This window comes from Streptomyces sp. NPDC001515, assembly GCF_053597115.1.
Genome location: NZ_JBSFHN010000003.1, coordinates 156,451 through 172,796, shown reverse-complemented (window position 1 = coordinate 172,796; position 16,346 = coordinate 156,451). Strand labels below are relative to the sequence as shown.

The following is a 16,346-nucleotide window of genomic DNA, read 5'->3' as shown; positions in this document are numbered from 1 at the left end:
CGCCGTAGCGTCCCGCCCACCGATCCGCAGGGGTCCCGCCCCCGCGCCTCCTTTCCGCACTGTCCTTCCCCGCCTCAGCGCACCGGCTCGTCCCGACACCGGGCTCCGGACACCCTGGAGGAAAGATATGAAGCGAGCACCACGGACGAGAGCCCGCCTCGTCGCCGTCCTGGCCGCCGCGGCGACGCTCAGCGCCGCCTGCGCCTCCACCGAGGACGGAAAGCCGGCCCAGCAGACCAAGGCCGAACGCGGCCGCTACACCTTCGGCGCCATCGGCAAGCAGCCCGCCGCCGGCGAACCGGTCCGCGGCGGCACCCTCCGCTTCGCCGACTACGCCGAGGCACGCAGCCTCAGCCCCGCCGTCACCTACGCCACCGGAGCCTCCGGCGGCTCCGCCCTCGCCGCCGTCTACGACGTCCTGATGCGCTACGACACCGCCGCGAAGTCGTACGAGCCGTGGCTCGCGAAATCGCTGGAGAGCAGCGCCGACCTCAAGACCTGGACGCTGAAGCTCCGCGACGGCGTGAACTTCTCCGACGGCACCCCGCTGGACGCCGACGCCGTCGTCGCCAGCATCGCCTGGTACCAGAAGAACAAGGGCGCCGACACCGCCCTGCTCGCCCCGAACCTCGCCTCCACCCGCGCCACCGACGACCGCACCGTCGTCTTCACCCTGCGCACCCCCTGGGCGACTTTCCCCGCCATGCTCGCCCAGGCGCCCGGCATGATCGTGGCGCCCGCCGCGTACGCCACGACGACGTTCAAGCCGATCGGCGCCGGCCCCTTCACGCTCTCCTCCTACGCCCCGCAGGAGGAGATGGTCCTCAAGGCCAACAAGACGTACTGGAAGGGCGAGCCCTATCTGGACGCCCTGCGCTTCAGCTGGCCGCAGTCCGACCGCGCCAAGCTCGACGCGCTCAACGACGGCACCGTCGACGTGACGTACATGCGCAGCCCCGACGTCGTGGACGACGCCGTCCGCGAGAAGCACCCCGGCGAGCTGACCCTCACCGGCCTCGGCAACATGGTCACCATCAACACCCGCGCCGGGCGTCCCGGCGCCGATCTGCGGGTCCGCCGGGCGATGGCGCTGGCCCTCGACCCCACGCTCGACACCGCCCGCGCCTACAACGGCAAGGGCCTGCCCGGCAAGGAGATCTTCCCGCCCGAATCCCGGCTGCACTCCTCCGTGAAGCCCCTCGGCGTCGACCTGGACCAGGCGAAGAAGCTCCTCGGCGAGGCGAAGAAGGACGGCTACGACGGCGCCCTCACTTACATGGACGGCACCGACCCCGTCTCCCGGGCCAAGGCCGTCGTCACCAAGGCGATGCTCGAACGCGTCGGCTTCGAGGTGACGCTGGACCTCGTCCCCTCCATCGCCGACCGCACCTCGAAGACCTACGTGGAACACGACTTCGACATCAGCCGCGGCGCCGCCAGCATCTCCGAGAGCGACCCCTACCACCGCCTCCAGAGCGTCCTGAACTCGCAGAGCTACGGAAACCCGGGCGGCTACAAGAACCCGAAAATGGACGCGCTCCTCGCCGAACTCCAGCGCGCCGACGGCGACGCCGAGACCAAGCGGATCCTCGACCGGGTCCAGGCCCTGGTCAACGAGGACGTCCCCCTGGTGAACCTCGGCGCCAGCGCCGCCTTCACCGCCTGGGGCGCGAACGTGCACGGCATCGTCCCGACCGACGAGTACATGGCCCTCTTCGGTGAGGCCTGGATCAGCAAGTGACGCCCCGGGGCCGGGTCCCGCCCCCGCCCGGCCCCCTCGCACCCCGTGCGCCCCCTGTCGACCGGCCTGCCCCACCGGGCAGATCTGGAGGAAACCATGAGTCCCGCTGCGCTGCGCCGCCTGGCCCTCAGGGCCCTGGAACTGGTGGGCGTGCTCCTGATCGCGAGCGTCGGGGTGTTCTCGCTGGTGGTCCTGCTGCCGTCGGACCCCGCCGTGGACATCCTCGGGGCGGGCCGGTCGCCCACCGAATACGCCGAGGTCCGCCACGACCTCGGCCTCGACGACCCCCTGGTCACCCGCTACCTCGACTGGCTCGGCAACGCCCTGACCGGCGACCTCGGCCACTCGGTCGTCCCCCCGCAGAGCGAGGTCACCGACCGGGTGCTCTCCGCGCTGCCCGTCAGCTTCGAGATCGCCGCGCTCGGGCTGCTGATCGCCCTGCTGATCGCGGTGCCCCTGGCCATGTGGTCGGCCTACCGCGAGAACTCGGCCGCGGACCGGATCATCGGCGCCGGCACCTTCGGCGTCCTGTCCGTCCCCAGCTTCCTCGCCGGACTGCTGCTCGTCCTCGTCCTGGTCAACTCGGCCGGCTGGTTCCCCCGTTCGGACTGGGTGCGGATCGGTGACGGGGACCTCGCCGGCAACCTCCACCACGCCTTCCTGCCCGCCCTCACCGTGGCCCTGGCCGAACTCGCCATGTTCACCCGGGTCCTGCGCGGCGACCTCATCGTCACCCTGCGCGAGAACTACATCCTCGCCGCCCGCGCCAAGGGCATGAGCCCCGTGCGCATCCTGTTCTCCGACGCCCTGCGCCCCTCCTCGTTCTCCCTGGTCACCCTGCTCGGGCTCAGCCTGGGCCGACTCATCGGGAGCACCGTCGTCGTGGAGTACCTCTTCTCGCTCCCCGGCATGGGCACGCTCATCGTCAACGCGGCGGGCCAGGGCGACTACCCGATGGTCCAGGGCGCGGTGCTCACGATCGCCGTGATCTACGTGGTGATCAACGCCGGCATCGACTTCTCCTACGGCTATCTCGACCCGAGGACGCGACGTGTCCATGTCTGACAGCGTTCCGCGCACGCGGACCCTCGCCCCACCGCCCCTGCTCACCGCCGCGGTCCTCACCGCGGCCGGACTCGCCCTGCTGGTCTACGGGGCCACCACGGCCCAGCTCGTCCCGCTCGGCCGGGCCGCGCTCGCCCTGCTCGGCCTCGGACTCGCGCTCGCCGGAGCCGGACGGCTCGGCAGGCTGTGGGCCGGACCCGGATTCGACGTGGTGTTCTGGTTCGGCGCCGGCTGGCTCGTCCTGCTCACCCTGGCGATGCTGGCCGCGCCCTGGCTGCCGCTCGCCGAGGACCGGGACGTGGCGAGCACTGTCGCCGAACCGGTCTTCGCGGGACCGGTGTTCACCGGCAGCCATCCGCTCGGCACCAACGGCTTCGGCCTCGACCTGCTCGCCCGCTCCCTGTACGGAGCCCGGTCCTCGCTGCTCATCTCGCTGACCGCCGTCGCCGTCGGCACCGTCGTCGGCGGCGCCGTCGGCATGATCGCCGGCTACTTCGGAAAGGCCACCGACCGGGCCGTGGGGATCGCCACCAACTCCCTGCTCGCGGTGCCCCCGCTGATCCTGCTGATCGCGCTGGCCACCGTCCTGCGGCCCAGCCTGCGCAACGTCGCCCTCTCGCTGGCCCTGCTCACGATCCCCGGCATGGTGCGGCTCGCCCGCGCCACGACGATGGCGTACGCCAACCGGGAGTTCGTCGTCGCGGCCCGCGCCATGGGCGCCACCCGCACCCGCGTCATGGTGCGCGAACTGCTGCCCAACGTGCTGCTGCCCCTGATGTCGCTGGCCGTCGTGATGATCTCCGTCCTCATCGTCGCCGAGGCATCCCTGAGCTTCCTCGGCCTCGGCATCCAGCCGCCGGAGCCCACCTGGGGAAACATGATCGCCGAAGGGGAGGGCCGGGTCTTCGAACAGCACCCGCACATCGTGCTCGTCCCCGGCGCGTTCCTCTTCCTCACGGTCTTCGCCTTCAACATCGTCGGCGAGAAGGCTCGCGGGCGCTGGGACTCCCGGAGCGTGAAACTGTGACCACGCGCGCCACCACGGCCACCACCCCCACCCCGCCGGCCGGCACCGCCCCGGCCCCGGTGCTCGACGCCACCGACGTCCGCACCGTCTTCCACACCCCGCGCGGCCCCCTCCGGGCCGTCGACGGCGTCGGCCTCGCGCTCGCCGAGGGCGAGACCCTGGGCATCGTCGGGGAGTCCGGCTCCGGCAAGTCCGTCCTCGGCCGCACCCTGATGGGCCTGATCACCGACGGACCGGACACCACCGTCTCCGGAACGGTCCTGCTCGGCGGCCGGGACGTCCACGCCCTGAGCCCCGCCGGACGCCGCGCCCTGTGGGGCACCGAGGTCGCCATGGTCTTCCAGGACCCCATGACCTCGCTCAACCCGGTCAAACGGGTCGGCACGCACCTGACCGAGAGCATCCGGCTCCACCAGGGGCTCGGCCGCCAGGAGGCCCGGGACCGCGCCGTCGGCCTGCTCCGCCAGGTCGGCATCCCCGAACCGGCCCGCCGGGCCCGCCAGTACCCGCACGAACTCTCCGGCGGCATGCGCCAGCGCGTCGTCATCGCCATGGCCCTGGCCTGCGGCCCCCGCCTCCTCATCGCCGACGAACCGACCACCGCGCTCGACGTCACCGTGCAGAAGCAGATCCTGGACCTCCTCCAGTCGCTCTCCCGCGATCTCAGGATGGCCACCGTCCTGATCAGCCACGACCTGGCCACCGTCGCCGGCCGCACCGACCGCGTCGCCGTGATGTACGCCGGACGCCTCGTCGAACACGGCCCCACCGCCGAGGTGTTCGCCCGGCCCCGGCACCCGTACAGCAGCGCCCTGATCGCGTCCGTACCGCGCCTGGACATGCCCCCGCACACCCTGCTCCCCGCCATCGAGGGACGGCCGCCGGATCTGCTGGACCCGCCGCCGGGCTGCCGGTTCGCCCCCCGCTGCGCGTTCGCCACCGCCCGCTGCACCACCGAGTCCCCGCGGCCCGCCGGCCACGACGGACCGGGCACCGTCGCCTGCCACCACCCCCTGGGCGCCGCCGAGGAGGCCGCCGTATGACGAGCAACCGGCCCACCGCACCGGCGCTGAGCGCCGAGGAGCTGGTCGTGGAGTACCCGGCCGGCCGGGGGCAGAAGGTGTACGCCGTCTCCGGAGTTTCCCTGGAGGTCGCGCCCGGCGAGACCCTGGGCATCCTCGGCGAGTCCGGCTGCGGCAAGTCCACCGTCGGCCGCTCCCTGATCCAGCTGCCGCCCCCGGACTCCGGCACCGTCCGCCTCGGCCCCACCACGCTCACCGGCCTCGCCCCCGGCGAACTGCGGCGCGCCCGCGCCCGGATGCAGATCATCATGCAGGACCCGGTCTCCGCCCTGAACCCGCGCCGCAGGGTCCGCGAGCTGGTCGCGGAGGGCCTCTCGATCTGGGGGGACGGCGACGACCCCCGGGACCGGGACACCCGGGTGGACGAGGCGCTGCGCGACGTCGGCCTCGACCCCGCGACCGTACGCGACCGGCGCCCCCACGAACTCTCCGGCGGCCAGTGCCAGCGCGTCTGCATCGCCCGCGCGCTGATGCTCGACCCCGAGGTGCTGATCTGCGACGAACCCGTCTCCAGCCTCGACGTGTCCGTCCAGGCACAGATCCTCAACCTCCTGGAGACGACGGTCGCGCGGCGCGGACTGAGCATGGTCTTCATCGCCCACGACGTCTCCGTGGTCAAGAACATCAGCGACCGCGTCATGGTCATGTACCTGGGCAAGGTCTGCGAGGTGCTGCCCTCCGACGGGATGCAGCACGAGGCCCTGCACCCCTACACCCGGCTGCTCCTCGCCTCCCTCCCCGAGGCCCAGCGCGACCCCGCCGCGGAGGCCGCCGCCGAGACCCCCGGCGAGGCCGCCGAACTCCCCTCCCCCCTGGACCCGCCGTCGGGCTGCCGCTTCCGCACCCGCTGCCCGCTGGCCACCGAGCGGTGCGCCGCACAGGAACCACCGCTCAGGGAGGTCCGGCCCGGCCACCGGATCGCCTGCCACCACGCCCCACCCGAGAGGAACCCCGCATGACCACCGTCGAGACCCCCGATGTCCTGGCCCCCGCCCGGCTCGGTCCCCTCACGCTCCGCAACCGCGTCATCAAGGCCGCGACCTACGAGGGGCTCAGCCACAAGTCCCTGGTGACCCAGGACCTGGTCGACTTCCACGTCGCCTACGCGAAGGGCGGTGTCGGCATGACGACCGTCGCCTACTGCGCCGTCGCCAAGGAGGGGCGCACCGACCGCCACCAGATCCACTGGACCGACGAGGCGATGCCCGGTCTGCGCCGGCTCACCGACGCCGTCCACGCCGAGGGCGCCGCGATCAGCGCGCAGATCGGCCACGGCGGCCCGGTCGCCAACCCCAAGGGCAACGGCGCCCCCGCGCTCTCCCCCTCCAAGCACTTCCACGCCACCACCCTCAGCTGGGCCAAGGAGGCGACCGTCGAGGACATCCACCGCATCACCGAGGCGCACGCCGAGGCCGCCCGCCGCGCCATCGAGGCCGGCTTCGACGCCGTCGAGGTCCACCTCGGCCACAACTACCTGGCCAGCTCCTTCCTCAGCCCCAAGGTCAACCACCGCACAGACGCCTACGGCGGCAGCCTGGAGAACCGGGCCCGGTTCGCCCGCGAGATCATGCGGGCCGTCCACGACGCCGTCGGCGGCCGGATCGCCGTGATCGCCAAGATGAACATGGACGACGGCGTGCCCGGCGGCTTCTGGCTCGACGAGGCCATCCCCGTCACCCAGTGGCTGGAGCGGGACGGCACGGTCGACGCGCTGGAGATGACCGCGGGCAGCTCCCTCCTCAACCCGATGTACCTCTTCAAGGGCGACGCCCCGCTCGACGACTTCTCGGCGATCATGCCGCAGCCGATCAAGCTCGGCGTCAAGCTGGTCGGCAAGCACTTCCTGCGCAGCTACCCCTACCGGGACGCCTACCTCCTGGAGGACGCCCGCCAGATCCGGGCCGCCGTGAAGGTGCCGATGATCCTGCTCGGCGGCATCACGGACCGGCCGGCCATGGACCTCGCGATGCGCGAGGGCTTCGAGTTCGTGGCCATGGCCAGGTCCCTGCTGCGCGAGCCCGACCTGGTGAACCGGATCGGACAGGACGCGGCCACCCCCTCGCTGTGCATCCACTGCAACAAGTGCATGCCGACCAACTTCACCGGCACCCGCTGCGTCCTCGTCGACCGGACCACCACCCGCCGCGAGACCTGGGGCAAGCCCGCCGGGTACGTGTCGTGACCGCCCGGGACGCCGTCGCCACGGCCGAGGCCGTACGCAGCGGCGCGGCCGACGCCCGTACCGTCACCGAGGAGGCCATCGCCCGGATCGAACGGGACGACCCCCGCTTCGGCGCCGTGATCCACACCCGGTACGACGCCGCACGCGCCGAGGTGGCCGCCGGACTGCCCGAGGGCCCGCTGCGCGGCGTCCCCCTGCTGGTCAAGGATCTGGGCACCGAGGTCGAGGGACTGCCCGCGACCGGCGGCAGCCGGCTCTTCGCCACCGCCGTCGCCCGCCGCGACAGCGAGGTCGTCGCCCGCCTCAGGCGTGCCGGAGCCGTGGTCCTCGGCACCACCAACACCCCCGAACTGGGCCTCAACGCCTCCACCGAACCCGCCCTGTACGGCCCCACCCACAACCCCTGGGACCCCACCCGCTCCCCGGGCGGTTCCAGCGGCGGATCCGCCGCCGCCGTGGCCGCGGGCATGGTCCCGGTCGCCCACGCCAGCGACGGCGGCGGCTCGATCCGCATCCCGGCCGCGGCCTGCGGGCTGTTCGGGCTCAAGCCCGGACGGGGCAGGGTCTCGCCCGCGCCCCGCCCCACCACCCTGTCCGGCCCGGTCTCCGGACATCACGCCCTGACCACCACCGTCCGCGACAGCGCGCTCCTCCTCGACGTCCTCGCCGGGACGCTGCCCGGGGACGCCTACGGCTCGCCGGCACCCGGGGCGCCCTTCGCGGAGCTGGCCGGCCGCGACCCCGGGCGGCTGCGGATCGGCCTGATCACCGCCCTGCCGGACGGCCCCGACGTCCACCCCGACTGCCTCCGGGCCGTACGGGACGCGGCCCTCCTCTGCGAACGCCTCGGCCACCACGTCACCGAGACCACCGCCCCCTACCGCCCCGACGACGTCGGCCGCACCTCCGGCGTCCTGATGGGCGCCGACCTCGTCGCCCAGATCGACGCCCGGCTCGAACGGCTCGGCCGGCCCCTGGCCGACGACGACGTCGAACCGTTCACCCGGATCCTCTACGAGACCTACCGGGCCCTGCCCGCCCCCGACGTCAGCCGCGCGCTGCGCCGCGCCCAGGAGATCGGCTGGGAGGTCGGCGCCGCCTTCCGCGACCACGACGTGCTCCTCGCCCCGACCCTGGCGCGGCCCACCCCGCGCCTGGGCACCCTGGACACGGCGGAGCCGGAGTCGCTCTACCGGCACGCCTCCGTCTACTCCGCCTTCACCAGCGTGTACAACGTGACCGGCATGCCCGCCATGTCCGTCCCCTTCGGCGCCGACACCGAAGGACTGCCGCTCGGCGTCCAGTTCGCGGCGCCGCTCGGCGGCGAGGGCACCCTGCTCGCCCTCGCCGCGCAACTGGAGCGCGAGGCTCCGTGGGCGCTGCCGGCCGGGGGGTGACCGGCCGGCCGGATCGCGAGGGGGACGCCCGCACGGGCGCCCCCCTCGTCGCGCGTGCCCTGCGACCTCTTGTCCACACCCTTCTCACGCTGTACACCTTGTTCTCCGTCATTACACAAACACTTCACGCGTTCACGCAGTACTTTCATGGAGATATGGGGCGGCCACCGTGACCACCGCCGAAGGCGGACGTGGCCCTCCAAACGTGTTGCTTCCGTGTGCATGGGGGACAAACATGAGCATTCGCATCGTCGTGGCCGGGGAGTACGCCCTGTCCGTCGAGGTCATGGCGAAGTACCTGGACACCGTGGCCGACTTCTCGGTGGTCGGGGCCGCCAAGCAGCACGAGGACCTGCTCCCGGCGGTGGCGCGGTGGGAACCGGCCGTCGCGGTGGTCGAGACGGCCACCGTGGGCGACGACGTCCTGGACATCCTCGGGCAGTTGCGCACCGAACAGCCGCAGTGCGGCGTGGCCCTGATATCGAGTCAGTCCTCGCCGAGCTTCACCGACCAGGCGATCCGCGCCGGGGTCCTCAGTGTGGTGTCCCTTCAGGTCGAACTCCAGTACCTGATCGGCGCGATACGCGGGGCGGCGGTGGGCTGTCTGACCATGGACCCCGGCCTCTTCGTCGCCCAGCCCCTCTCCCTGCACTGCCCACTGAGCGCCCGTGAGGCCGACGTGCTCCGGATGACCGCCTCCGGCGCCTCGCTCAAGGAGATCGCCCGGGACCTCTACCTGGCGGTCGGCACCGTACGGAACCTCGCGTCGACCGCCATCCGCAAACTCCAGGCCCGCAACCGCTTCGACGCGGCCCGTATCGCCATCGAACAGCGCTGGTTATGAGACGGGCGGCCGGGCCGCCGCCCGCGCCGGGGAGCCCTCCGGTACGGCCTGCCTCGCGACCGCCTCCGCGTCGTACCCGTACAGCGGGCCCATCGCCCGCAGCGCCGCCACACCGCGCGGGTCCGCGGGCGGGCCGCCCCCGTCTGACCGCGCCGGGCCCGGCCGGTGCAGGAAGCGGGTGGCCTCGCGCGCCGCGCGCTGGATCAGCGCCGTGCGCGGCAGACGCAGGTCACGGTAGCGGCGCAGCGCCGCCGGCGCGTCGGCTCCGGCGCCCCGGCCCAGGCAGACGGCCAGGGTGACCGCGTCCTCGACCGCCTGGTTCGCGCCCTGGGCGAGGAAGGGCAGCATGGGATGGGCGGCGTCACCGAGCAGGGCCACCCGGGGCGTCACCCACTCCGTCAGGCTCTCGCGGTCGTGCAGGAGCCAGCGGCGGACCGTGCCGGCGGCGGCGAGGAGCCCGGCCGCCGAGGGGTTCCAGTCCCGGAAGGCGGTGGCCAGCGCGGCAGGATCGCCCTCGGCGGTCCAGGACTCCTCGCCGGCCGGGGCGGCCGGCACGGTGGCCGTGAAGCCGATCTCCCGGCCCGCCGAGACCGGGTAGCAGACCAGATGGCGTCCGGGGCCCGGCCAGACCCGGATCTCCGGATCGCCCGCCGCCCACGGCAGCCGCTCGGCCGGGACCAGACCCCGGTAGACGGCGCTGCCGGAGAACACCGGCGCGTCCCCGGCCAGCCGGGCGCGCACCACCGAGTGCACCCCGTCCGCGCCGATCATCACGCCGGCCCGGTGCCGGGCGCCCGAGGCGAAGGAGAGCCGCACCCCGTCGGCGTCCTCCGTCCAGGAGGTCAGCCGGTGTCCGGTCCGCAGCCGGTCGGCGCCGACGGCCTCCCGCAGCACCCGGTGCAACTGGGCCCGGTGGACGGTGTAGTAGGGGGCGGCGTAGGCCCGCAAGCAGGCCGCGCCCAGGGCGGTGGTGGCGAGCGTACGGTCGTCGTCCCAGCCGCGTACGCGCAGGGCGCGGGGGAGGACCGCGACGGCGTGCAGCGCCTCGGCGACGCCCAGGCGGCGCAGCAGCCGGGTGGCGTTGGGCGCGAGCTGGAGCCCCGCCCCGGTCCCGGCCGGTTCCGGGCTCCGTTCGAAGACCGTGCAGTCCACCCCTTCGCGGCGCAGCGCGAGGGCCAGGGTCAGCCCCGCGATGCCCCCGCCGACCACCGCCACGGCCGACGAGTCCTCCCGGGCGCCGTGCGTGCCGCTCACTGCTCGCGGCAGAACTCGTCGATGGGGTAGCCGACATGGCGGTCGGCCGTGGGCACGTACCCCAGCAGGGTGTCGCCCGGGACGAGCGCGGTGCAGTTCAGCACCGCGCCACCCGGGCCCAGCACCCGGACGTGCCAGTCGTCCTGGAGGACGAGATTGACCCGTACGCCCTCCGGCGACACCGCGTCGACCGAGATCAGCGGCCGGGTCTCGATCTTGACCCGGCCCACCGGCACCACTCGGGTCCGCCCTTCGGAGTCCACCGCCAGCGCCGGGGCCCCCGCGTGCAGTTCGCTGAGGTAGTTGGTGCGTCCGTGCGGGGCGACGACGTAGGAGTGGACGGCGCCGGCGTTGACCCGGAAGGGGCGGGTCGGCATGTAGGGGAGCGGATGGGTCTCGCTGACGCACAGCACCATGCCCTTGGAGTACGAGCCGACCAGCAGCCCCTCGTTCTCCCGGAGCTGGCTGCACGTGTCCACGCAGGCCCGCTCGCCCATGCCGATGTGCGTCGTGGCGGTGACGGTCAGCTCGGTCAGCGTCAGTTCCCCGGTCGCCGACCCGGCCGCCTCCACCAGCGCGGTGGCGTCGCCCACCGAGCGGCCGGGCATCATCACCCCGTCCGACCCCAGCTCCAGCACCCCGAAGGTGATCGCCGCCTCCTCGGGGTCGGCGGCCGTGGTCACGATCGCGCCCTTGGCCCCGGCCGCGGCGGCGATGACGATCTCCAGCGGGATCTTGGTGGGATCGCGGAAGTCCAGGACGCTCCAGCGCTCGGTCCGCGCCGCGTGGCAGGCCTCCTCCAGGCTCGCGGCATCCGTGATCTCCACCAGACGCCCGAACTCCACCTCCGGATGGGCCCGTTCCAGCTCGGCGCGGCCGGTGGTGAAGCCCGGCGGCAGGATGACGATGTCGGCCTCCCCGGGGAAGCACTCGTCGCGCCACCAGCCGTCACCGCCGGGCAGCAGCACCTTGCTCACGGTCGGCGGGAGGCCGGCCAGCGTCCGGACGTCACCGGCGACGATGCCGTCGGTCCGCCGGTGCAGGGCCTCCTCGATGATCGCGGGTGCGGCGGCACCGGCACCGCGGATGTCAAGCCAGCACAGCTTCTGTCCGTTCATCACACTGCCCTTCTGTCTCGCCGGCCGGAAGCGGCCGGGGCGCGCCGTGCACGACGGCGGCCACCTGGGCGGCCATCCGACGGGGGTCGGCGGCCTGGAAGATGTTGCGCCCCATCGCGATCCCGGCGGCGCCGCCGAGCAGGGCGTCCCTGACGAACGCCAGCGCGTCGCCGTCCGCCCCCCGCCGCGGACCGCCCGCGCACAGCAGCGGGATCGGGCACGCGGCCACCACATCGCGCATCTCGGCGACGCTCCCCGCGTACGGGGTCTTGACCAGGTCGGCCCCCAGGTCGGCGGCGAGCGTCGCCGCGTGCACCACCAGCTCCGGGGCGTGCGGATCCCTGATGCCCGGGCCGCGCGGGTAGACCATCGCGAGCAGCGGCAGGTTCCACCGGTCGCACAGATCCGCCACCCGGCCCAGGTCCCCGATCTGCCGCCCCTCGTCGGCCGACCCCATGTTGAGATGGACGCTCACCGCGTCCGCCCCCAGCCGCATCGCGTCCTCCACGGCGGTCACCAGGCACTTGGCGTCCGGATCCGGCGCGTGCCGGGTGCTCGCGCTCAGATGCACGATCAGTGACATCCCCGCGAAGCGGGACGGGCCGATGTGCCGCAGCACGCCCTTGTGGACCACCACCGCGTCGACACCGCCCTCGGCCAGCTGACCGGTGAGGCGGTCGATGGTGCTCCCCCGGGGCACCACCGGACCGTCGGTGAGGGAGTGGTCGAGCGGGGTGATCAGAAGCCTTCCGTCCCCGTGACGGAACAGCCTGCCGAGCCGCATCTCGCGCGCGAAATGCAGATGTGCCGTCATACCGCTCTCCTCTCGCCGCGGATGCCCGCGCCGGGTCCGCTCTCCGCCGCCCGTGCGAGGCCGCGGAGATACCGCACATCGGGTTTGCCGCTGTCGTTCAGCGGCAGCTCCGGCCACCGGCTGATGCGCACCGGCACATGCGCCGAGTCCAGCCGCGCCCCGACATGGGCCCGCAGCCGTGCCTCGTCGTCCTCGCTCCCCGGATGCAGCGACACCGCCGCGTGCACCCGCTCCACCCGGTCCTCGTCCGTCACCCCGAACACCACGGCCTGACGTACCGCCGGACACTCCGTCAGCACCCTCTCCACGGCGGCCGGATGGACCTTCTGCCCGCCGCTCTTGATGACCTGGCCCAGCCGCCCGGTCAGCCGGAGCCTGCCGTACACGTCGAGGAGGCCGAGATCACCCGTGCGCAGCCACCCGTCCGGGGTGCGCCCCTCCGCCGCCGCACGGCCGAGGTAACCGTCCATGACCGTCGCGGACCGTACGCACACCTCCCCGGCCGCGCCCCGTGGGACCTCGCGCCCGGTGTCCGGGTCGCACAGCCGCAGCCCCACCCAGGGGAACGGCCGGCCCACGGAGCCGAGCAGTTCCGGCTCCCGGTGGTCGAGGCGGTCGAGGCCGCAGATGCCCCCCGCCTCCGAGGAGCCGTACAGCTGGGACAGCGGGCCCCCGAACCAGCGCAGCGCCTCGGCGATCCGGCGCGGCGCCGCCGGCGTCCCGCTGTACACCACCCGGCGCAGCGCCGACAGATCAGGACCGCCGCCCCCCGCGAGCCGCTCGGTCAGCCGGTAGAGGTGCGGTACCGCCAGATACGTGTCCGTCACCCCGAGGCGGCCGAAGGCGTCCAGCACCGCGTCGGCGTCGAAGTGGTCGTGCAGCACCACGGAGCCGCCCGAGGCGAGCACCGCGTCCACCATGGAGCCCACCGTGTGGCTCACCGGGGTGACGGCCAGGATGCGGGCCGGCCCGTCGGGGCCGGGGGCGGCCGGGTAGACGCCGACCGTCGCGTTCCAGGTGCGGTGGCTCTGGACGATGCCCTTCGGCAGCCCGGTCGTACCGCTGGTGAACGTGACCCGGGCGCGGGCCCCGGGATCGTACGGTGCCACGGCGTCCGGGGCGAAGGCAGCCGCGCCCTCGGGCACCGGGTCCGGAAAGCCGTGCGCGCGGGGCGCGGTGCGGCCCGGGGCGGGCAGCAGCAGACCGCGCAGCGCGGGCGAGAGCAGCGCGGACGCGCGGGCGGCCGTGGTCTCGTCGGCGACCAGGAGCCGGCTTCCGGTGTCCCGCACCACCGCGGCCTGGACCTCGGCGGGCAGCATCTCCGCGTCACTGCGCGGATTGGCGGCGCGGACCGACACCACGGCCGCGCCCAGCAGATGCGCGGCGTACCGCGCGAAGAGCGCCGTGGGGTGGTTGGCCGCCGTGAGCAGCGCGACCGTGTCGCCGGGGGCGATGCCCGCGTCCCGCAGCGCGGCGGCCGTCCCGAGGACCGAGGACAGACAGTCCCGGGCCGTGAGGCGGAGCCCCGACCAGTACACCGCCGGCGCGTCCGGACGACGGGTCCAGGCGTGCAGCAGGCGGAAGGCGTAGTGCTCGTGCCGCGCCCAGGAAGGGGGCGTCCGCACGGGGGGACCGGCGCTCATGGGGCTCCTCTCCGGGGCATGCGGGAAGCGGTCCCGCGTACCGGTCCGGGAGGGGCCGGTACGCGGGCACCCGCGATCAGCAGCAGCAGCAGGTGGAGGACGACGACGAGCAGCAGAGGCTGATGTCGGCCGCGGCCTCGGAGGAGACGCTCAGCGCGGACGAGCTCGCGCCCATCTCCGGCAGACCCACGCTGTCGGAGACCTCCAGCACCTCCAGCTCGGTGATGTCGAAGGAGGCGAAGAGGTCGCCGACCGGGTTCTCGTTGGCGAGCATGCTCATGAAAGGTCCCTTCCATTGCCTGGACAGAGGCTTCTGCCTGGGCAGAGGCTTCGATGACGGGCTGATGCTGGCAGTCGCCTCTCGGCCCGGACAACGGCCGCCCGGACCGCCCTGACATTCATCACGTTCTTTTCCGGAGGGGGTTCCACGGGGCCGCCCGGCGTGGAACGAGGGCTAGCGTGACCACGTTTCCGGTCGCCCCGGGAAGGGAGAGAGAGTTGAGCGCTGCGCCGCCACCGGCGTCCCACGAGGCCCCCGCCGATGTGCTCGTCGTCGGGTTCGGCCCGGTCGGCCAGGTCCTGTCGATCCTGCTCGCCCGGCGCGGATGGCGGGTCACGGTCGTCGAGCGGTGGCCCCGGCCCTACCCGATGCCGCGCGCGGTCGCCTTCGACGCCGACGCCGCCCGCGTGCTGGACGCGGCCGGGGTCGGCGACCGTCTGAGCGCCTTCGGGGAGCCGTCGCGGGACTACGTGGTCGCCGACGCCTCCGGACGCACCCTGCTCCGGATCGCCCTGGGCCACGACCCGGCCCACCGCTGGCCCGCCTCCACCTCCATGTACCAGCCGGGCCTGGAGGAGGCGCTGGCCGAACGCGCCGCGCGCCTTCCGGAGCTGCGGCTGCTGCGCGGCCACGAGGCGGTCCGGCTGGACGCGAGCGAGTCCGGCGCCGCCCTCACCGTGCGCCGCGCCGCCGGGGGACCGGAACGGGTGCTGCGGGCCCGCTGGGTCGTCGGGTGCGACGGCGCCAACAGCATGGTGCGCGCGGCGATGGGCGCGGAACTGAGCGACGGGGGCTTCGCGCTGGACTGGATGGCCTGCGACGTGACACCGCACCGTGCGGACGACTTCCCCCGGTGCAACGTGCAGATCGCCGACCCCGCCCGGCCCCGGGTGGCGGTCTCCGCCGGACCGGGCCACCGCCGCTGGGAGTTCATGCGTCTGCCGCACGAGGCCCCCGATACCTTCGGCACCACCGAGAACGCCTGGCGGCTGCTCGCGATGTTCGGCGTCCACCCGGGCAACGCCGTGCTGGAACGCCACGCGGTGTACACCTTCGCCGCCCGCAACGCCGACCGCTGGCGGTCCGGCCGGGTGCTGCTCGCCGGCGACGCCGCCCACCAGATGCCGCCGTTCGCCGGCCAGGGGATGTGCTCCGGGCTGCGCGACGCCGAGGACCTGGCGTGGAAGCTGGACCGGGTCCTGGCCGGTGCCGCGCGCCCGGAGCTGCTCGACAGCTACGAGGCCGAGCGCCGCCCCCATGCCCAGGGCAGCATCGACCGGTCCGTGGCGCTCGGCCGGATGATCTGCCTGACCGATCCGGTCGCCGCCGCCCACCGCGACCGGGCGATGGCGGGCCGGCCCGGCGCGGACCGGGCCCACCCCGCACCGCCCGGCGTCCACGCCCCGGACGGGGGCCTGTTCCACCGCGCGGACGACGGCGGGCCGGGCCCCGGCGCGGGCCTGCCGGTGCCGCCCTCGGCCCTCGGGACCGCCGGGCACCTCGGCCCGGACCCGGTCCTCCTCACGGCCGGCGACCCCGCCCTGCCGTCCGCCGCCGGCGCGGTGAAGCGCGCCGGGCGCTGGCGGCTGCGGCTGCGCCGGCTGCGGCCGGGGGACCCCGCCGACGCGGCCCTGCTGGCCTGGCTGGAGTCCCTCGGCGCGACGGCGGCCGTGGTCCGCCCGGACTGCCGGCTCTACGGGCTCGCCCGGAACCCGGAGCAGACCGAGGCCCTGCTGCACGGGCTGGCCGACCACTACGCGCCGTCCCTGGAGCCGACCGCGTAGCCCGGCCGGGCCACGGAGGAGGGGTGGGGCGGCCCGCGCGGGGCCCCCCCCCCCCCCCCCCCCGGCCGGGGATCGGGGGCGCGCCGGGCGGGCGGGGGGCGGGAACCCCGCAGGC

At 74.1% G+C, this 16,346-nt stretch carries 14 protein-coding genes; 9 read left to right on the top strand and 5 right to left on the bottom strand.

Annotated features, from left to right (window positions below; genetic code table 11):
• Nucleotides 1–127 precede the first annotated feature (127 nt).
• The 8 genes from ACWCXC_RS05890 to ACWCXC_RS05855 all read left to right on the top strand — a co-directional run bounded on the left by ACWCXC_RS05890 (nucleotide 128) and on the right by ACWCXC_RS05855 (nucleotide 9,338).
• Nucleotides 128–1,741: an ABC transporter substrate-binding protein gene (locus tag ACWCXC_RS05890; RefSeq protein WP_450886864.1), complete on the top strand. Its 1,614-nt coding sequence runs from the start codon at nucleotides 128–130 to the stop codon at nucleotides 1,739–1,741.
• 96 nt (nucleotides 1,742–1,837) lie between these two features.
• Entirely contained in the window at nucleotides 1,838–2,806 is a 969-nt protein-coding gene (locus tag ACWCXC_RS05885) for an ABC transporter permease (RefSeq protein ID WP_450886862.1), read from the top strand.
• Nucleotides 2,799–3,833 carry an ABC transporter permease gene (locus ACWCXC_RS05880; protein WP_450679960.1) on the top strand — a complete coding sequence of 345 codons (1,035 nt, stop codon included), beginning with the start codon at nucleotides 2,799–2,801 and terminating at the stop codon, nucleotides 3,831–3,833. The genes ACWCXC_RS05885 and ACWCXC_RS05880 overlap by 8 nt, the downstream gene beginning before the upstream one ends.
• On the top strand, nucleotides 3,830–4,876 hold the full coding sequence (locus ACWCXC_RS05875) for an ABC transporter ATP-binding protein (protein ID WP_450886860.1): 1,047 nt from the start codon (nucleotides 3,830–3,832) through the stop codon (nucleotides 4,874–4,876). The genes ACWCXC_RS05880 and ACWCXC_RS05875 overlap by 4 nt, the downstream gene beginning before the upstream one ends.
• Nucleotides 4,873–5,874, top strand: a complete 1,002-nt coding sequence (locus ACWCXC_RS05870) for an oligopeptide/dipeptide ABC transporter ATP-binding protein (protein ID WP_450679962.1) — start codon at nucleotides 4,873–4,875, stop codon at nucleotides 5,872–5,874. The genes ACWCXC_RS05875 and ACWCXC_RS05870 overlap by 4 nt, the downstream gene beginning before the upstream one ends.
• Complete coding sequence (locus tag ACWCXC_RS05865; RefSeq protein ID WP_450679963.1) at nucleotides 5,871–7,097, top strand: NADH:flavin oxidoreductase; 1,227 nt, start codon at nucleotides 5,871–5,873, stop codon at nucleotides 7,095–7,097. The genes ACWCXC_RS05870 and ACWCXC_RS05865 overlap by 4 nt, the downstream gene beginning before the upstream one ends.
• The gene (locus ACWCXC_RS05860) at nucleotides 7,094–8,494 is read left to right on the top strand and encodes an amidase (RefSeq protein WP_450886857.1); all 1,401 of its coding nucleotides are present in this window, start codon (nucleotides 7,094–7,096) and stop codon (nucleotides 8,492–8,494) included. Before ACWCXC_RS05865 ends, ACWCXC_RS05860 begins: the two co-directional genes overlap by 4 nt.
• Nucleotides 8,495–8,729: 235 nt before the next feature.
• Nucleotides 8,730–9,338: a LuxR C-terminal-related transcriptional regulator gene (locus ACWCXC_RS05855; protein ID WP_450679965.1), complete on the top strand. Its 609-nt coding sequence runs from the start codon at nucleotides 8,730–8,732 to the stop codon at nucleotides 9,336–9,338.
• Here the strand turns inward: ACWCXC_RS05855 and ACWCXC_RS05850 are convergent.
• From ACWCXC_RS05850 to ACWCXC_RS05830, 5 genes are all read right to left on the bottom strand, one after another.
• Nucleotides 9,333–10,592: an FAD-dependent oxidoreductase gene (locus ACWCXC_RS05850; RefSeq protein WP_450886854.1), complete on the bottom strand. Its 1,260-nt coding sequence runs from the start codon at nucleotides 10,590–10,592 to the stop codon at nucleotides 9,333–9,335. The genes ACWCXC_RS05855 and ACWCXC_RS05850 overlap by 6 nt on opposite strands.
• Nucleotides 10,589–11,710 carry a 3-dehydroquinate synthase II family protein gene (locus tag ACWCXC_RS05845; RefSeq protein WP_450886852.1) on the bottom strand — a complete coding sequence of 374 codons (1,122 nt, stop codon included), beginning with the start codon at nucleotides 11,708–11,710 and terminating at the stop codon, nucleotides 10,589–10,591. Before ACWCXC_RS05845 ends, ACWCXC_RS05850 begins: the two co-directional genes overlap by 4 nt.
• Nucleotides 11,682–12,524: a 2-amino-3,7-dideoxy-D-threo-hept-6-ulosonate synthase gene (locus ACWCXC_RS05840; RefSeq protein WP_450679968.1), complete on the bottom strand. Its 843-nt coding sequence runs from the start codon at nucleotides 12,522–12,524 to the stop codon at nucleotides 11,682–11,684. Before ACWCXC_RS05840 ends, ACWCXC_RS05845 begins: the two co-directional genes overlap by 29 nt.
• Complete coding sequence (locus ACWCXC_RS05835; protein ID WP_450886850.1) at nucleotides 12,521–14,167, bottom strand: class I adenylate-forming enzyme family protein; 1,647 nt, start codon at nucleotides 14,165–14,167, stop codon at nucleotides 12,521–12,523. Before ACWCXC_RS05835 ends, ACWCXC_RS05840 begins: the two co-directional genes overlap by 4 nt.
• Nucleotides 14,168–14,243: 76 nt before the next feature.
• Complete coding sequence (locus tag ACWCXC_RS05830) at nucleotides 14,244–14,447, bottom strand: thiazolylpeptide-type bacteriocin (protein WP_450679970.1); 204 nt, start codon at nucleotides 14,445–14,447, stop codon at nucleotides 14,244–14,246.
• Nucleotides 14,448–14,665: 218 nt separating this feature from the next.
• On the opposite strand from ACWCXC_RS05830, the gene mhpA reads away from it, so the two are divergent.
• A complete protein-coding gene (gene mhpA, locus ACWCXC_RS05825) occupies nucleotides 14,666–16,231 on the top strand; it encodes a bifunctional 3-(3-hydroxy-phenyl)propionate/3-hydroxycinnamic acid hydroxylase MhpA (RefSeq protein WP_450886848.1) in 1,566 nt (521 codons plus the stop codon).
• Nucleotides 16,232–16,346 lie beyond the last annotated feature (115 nt).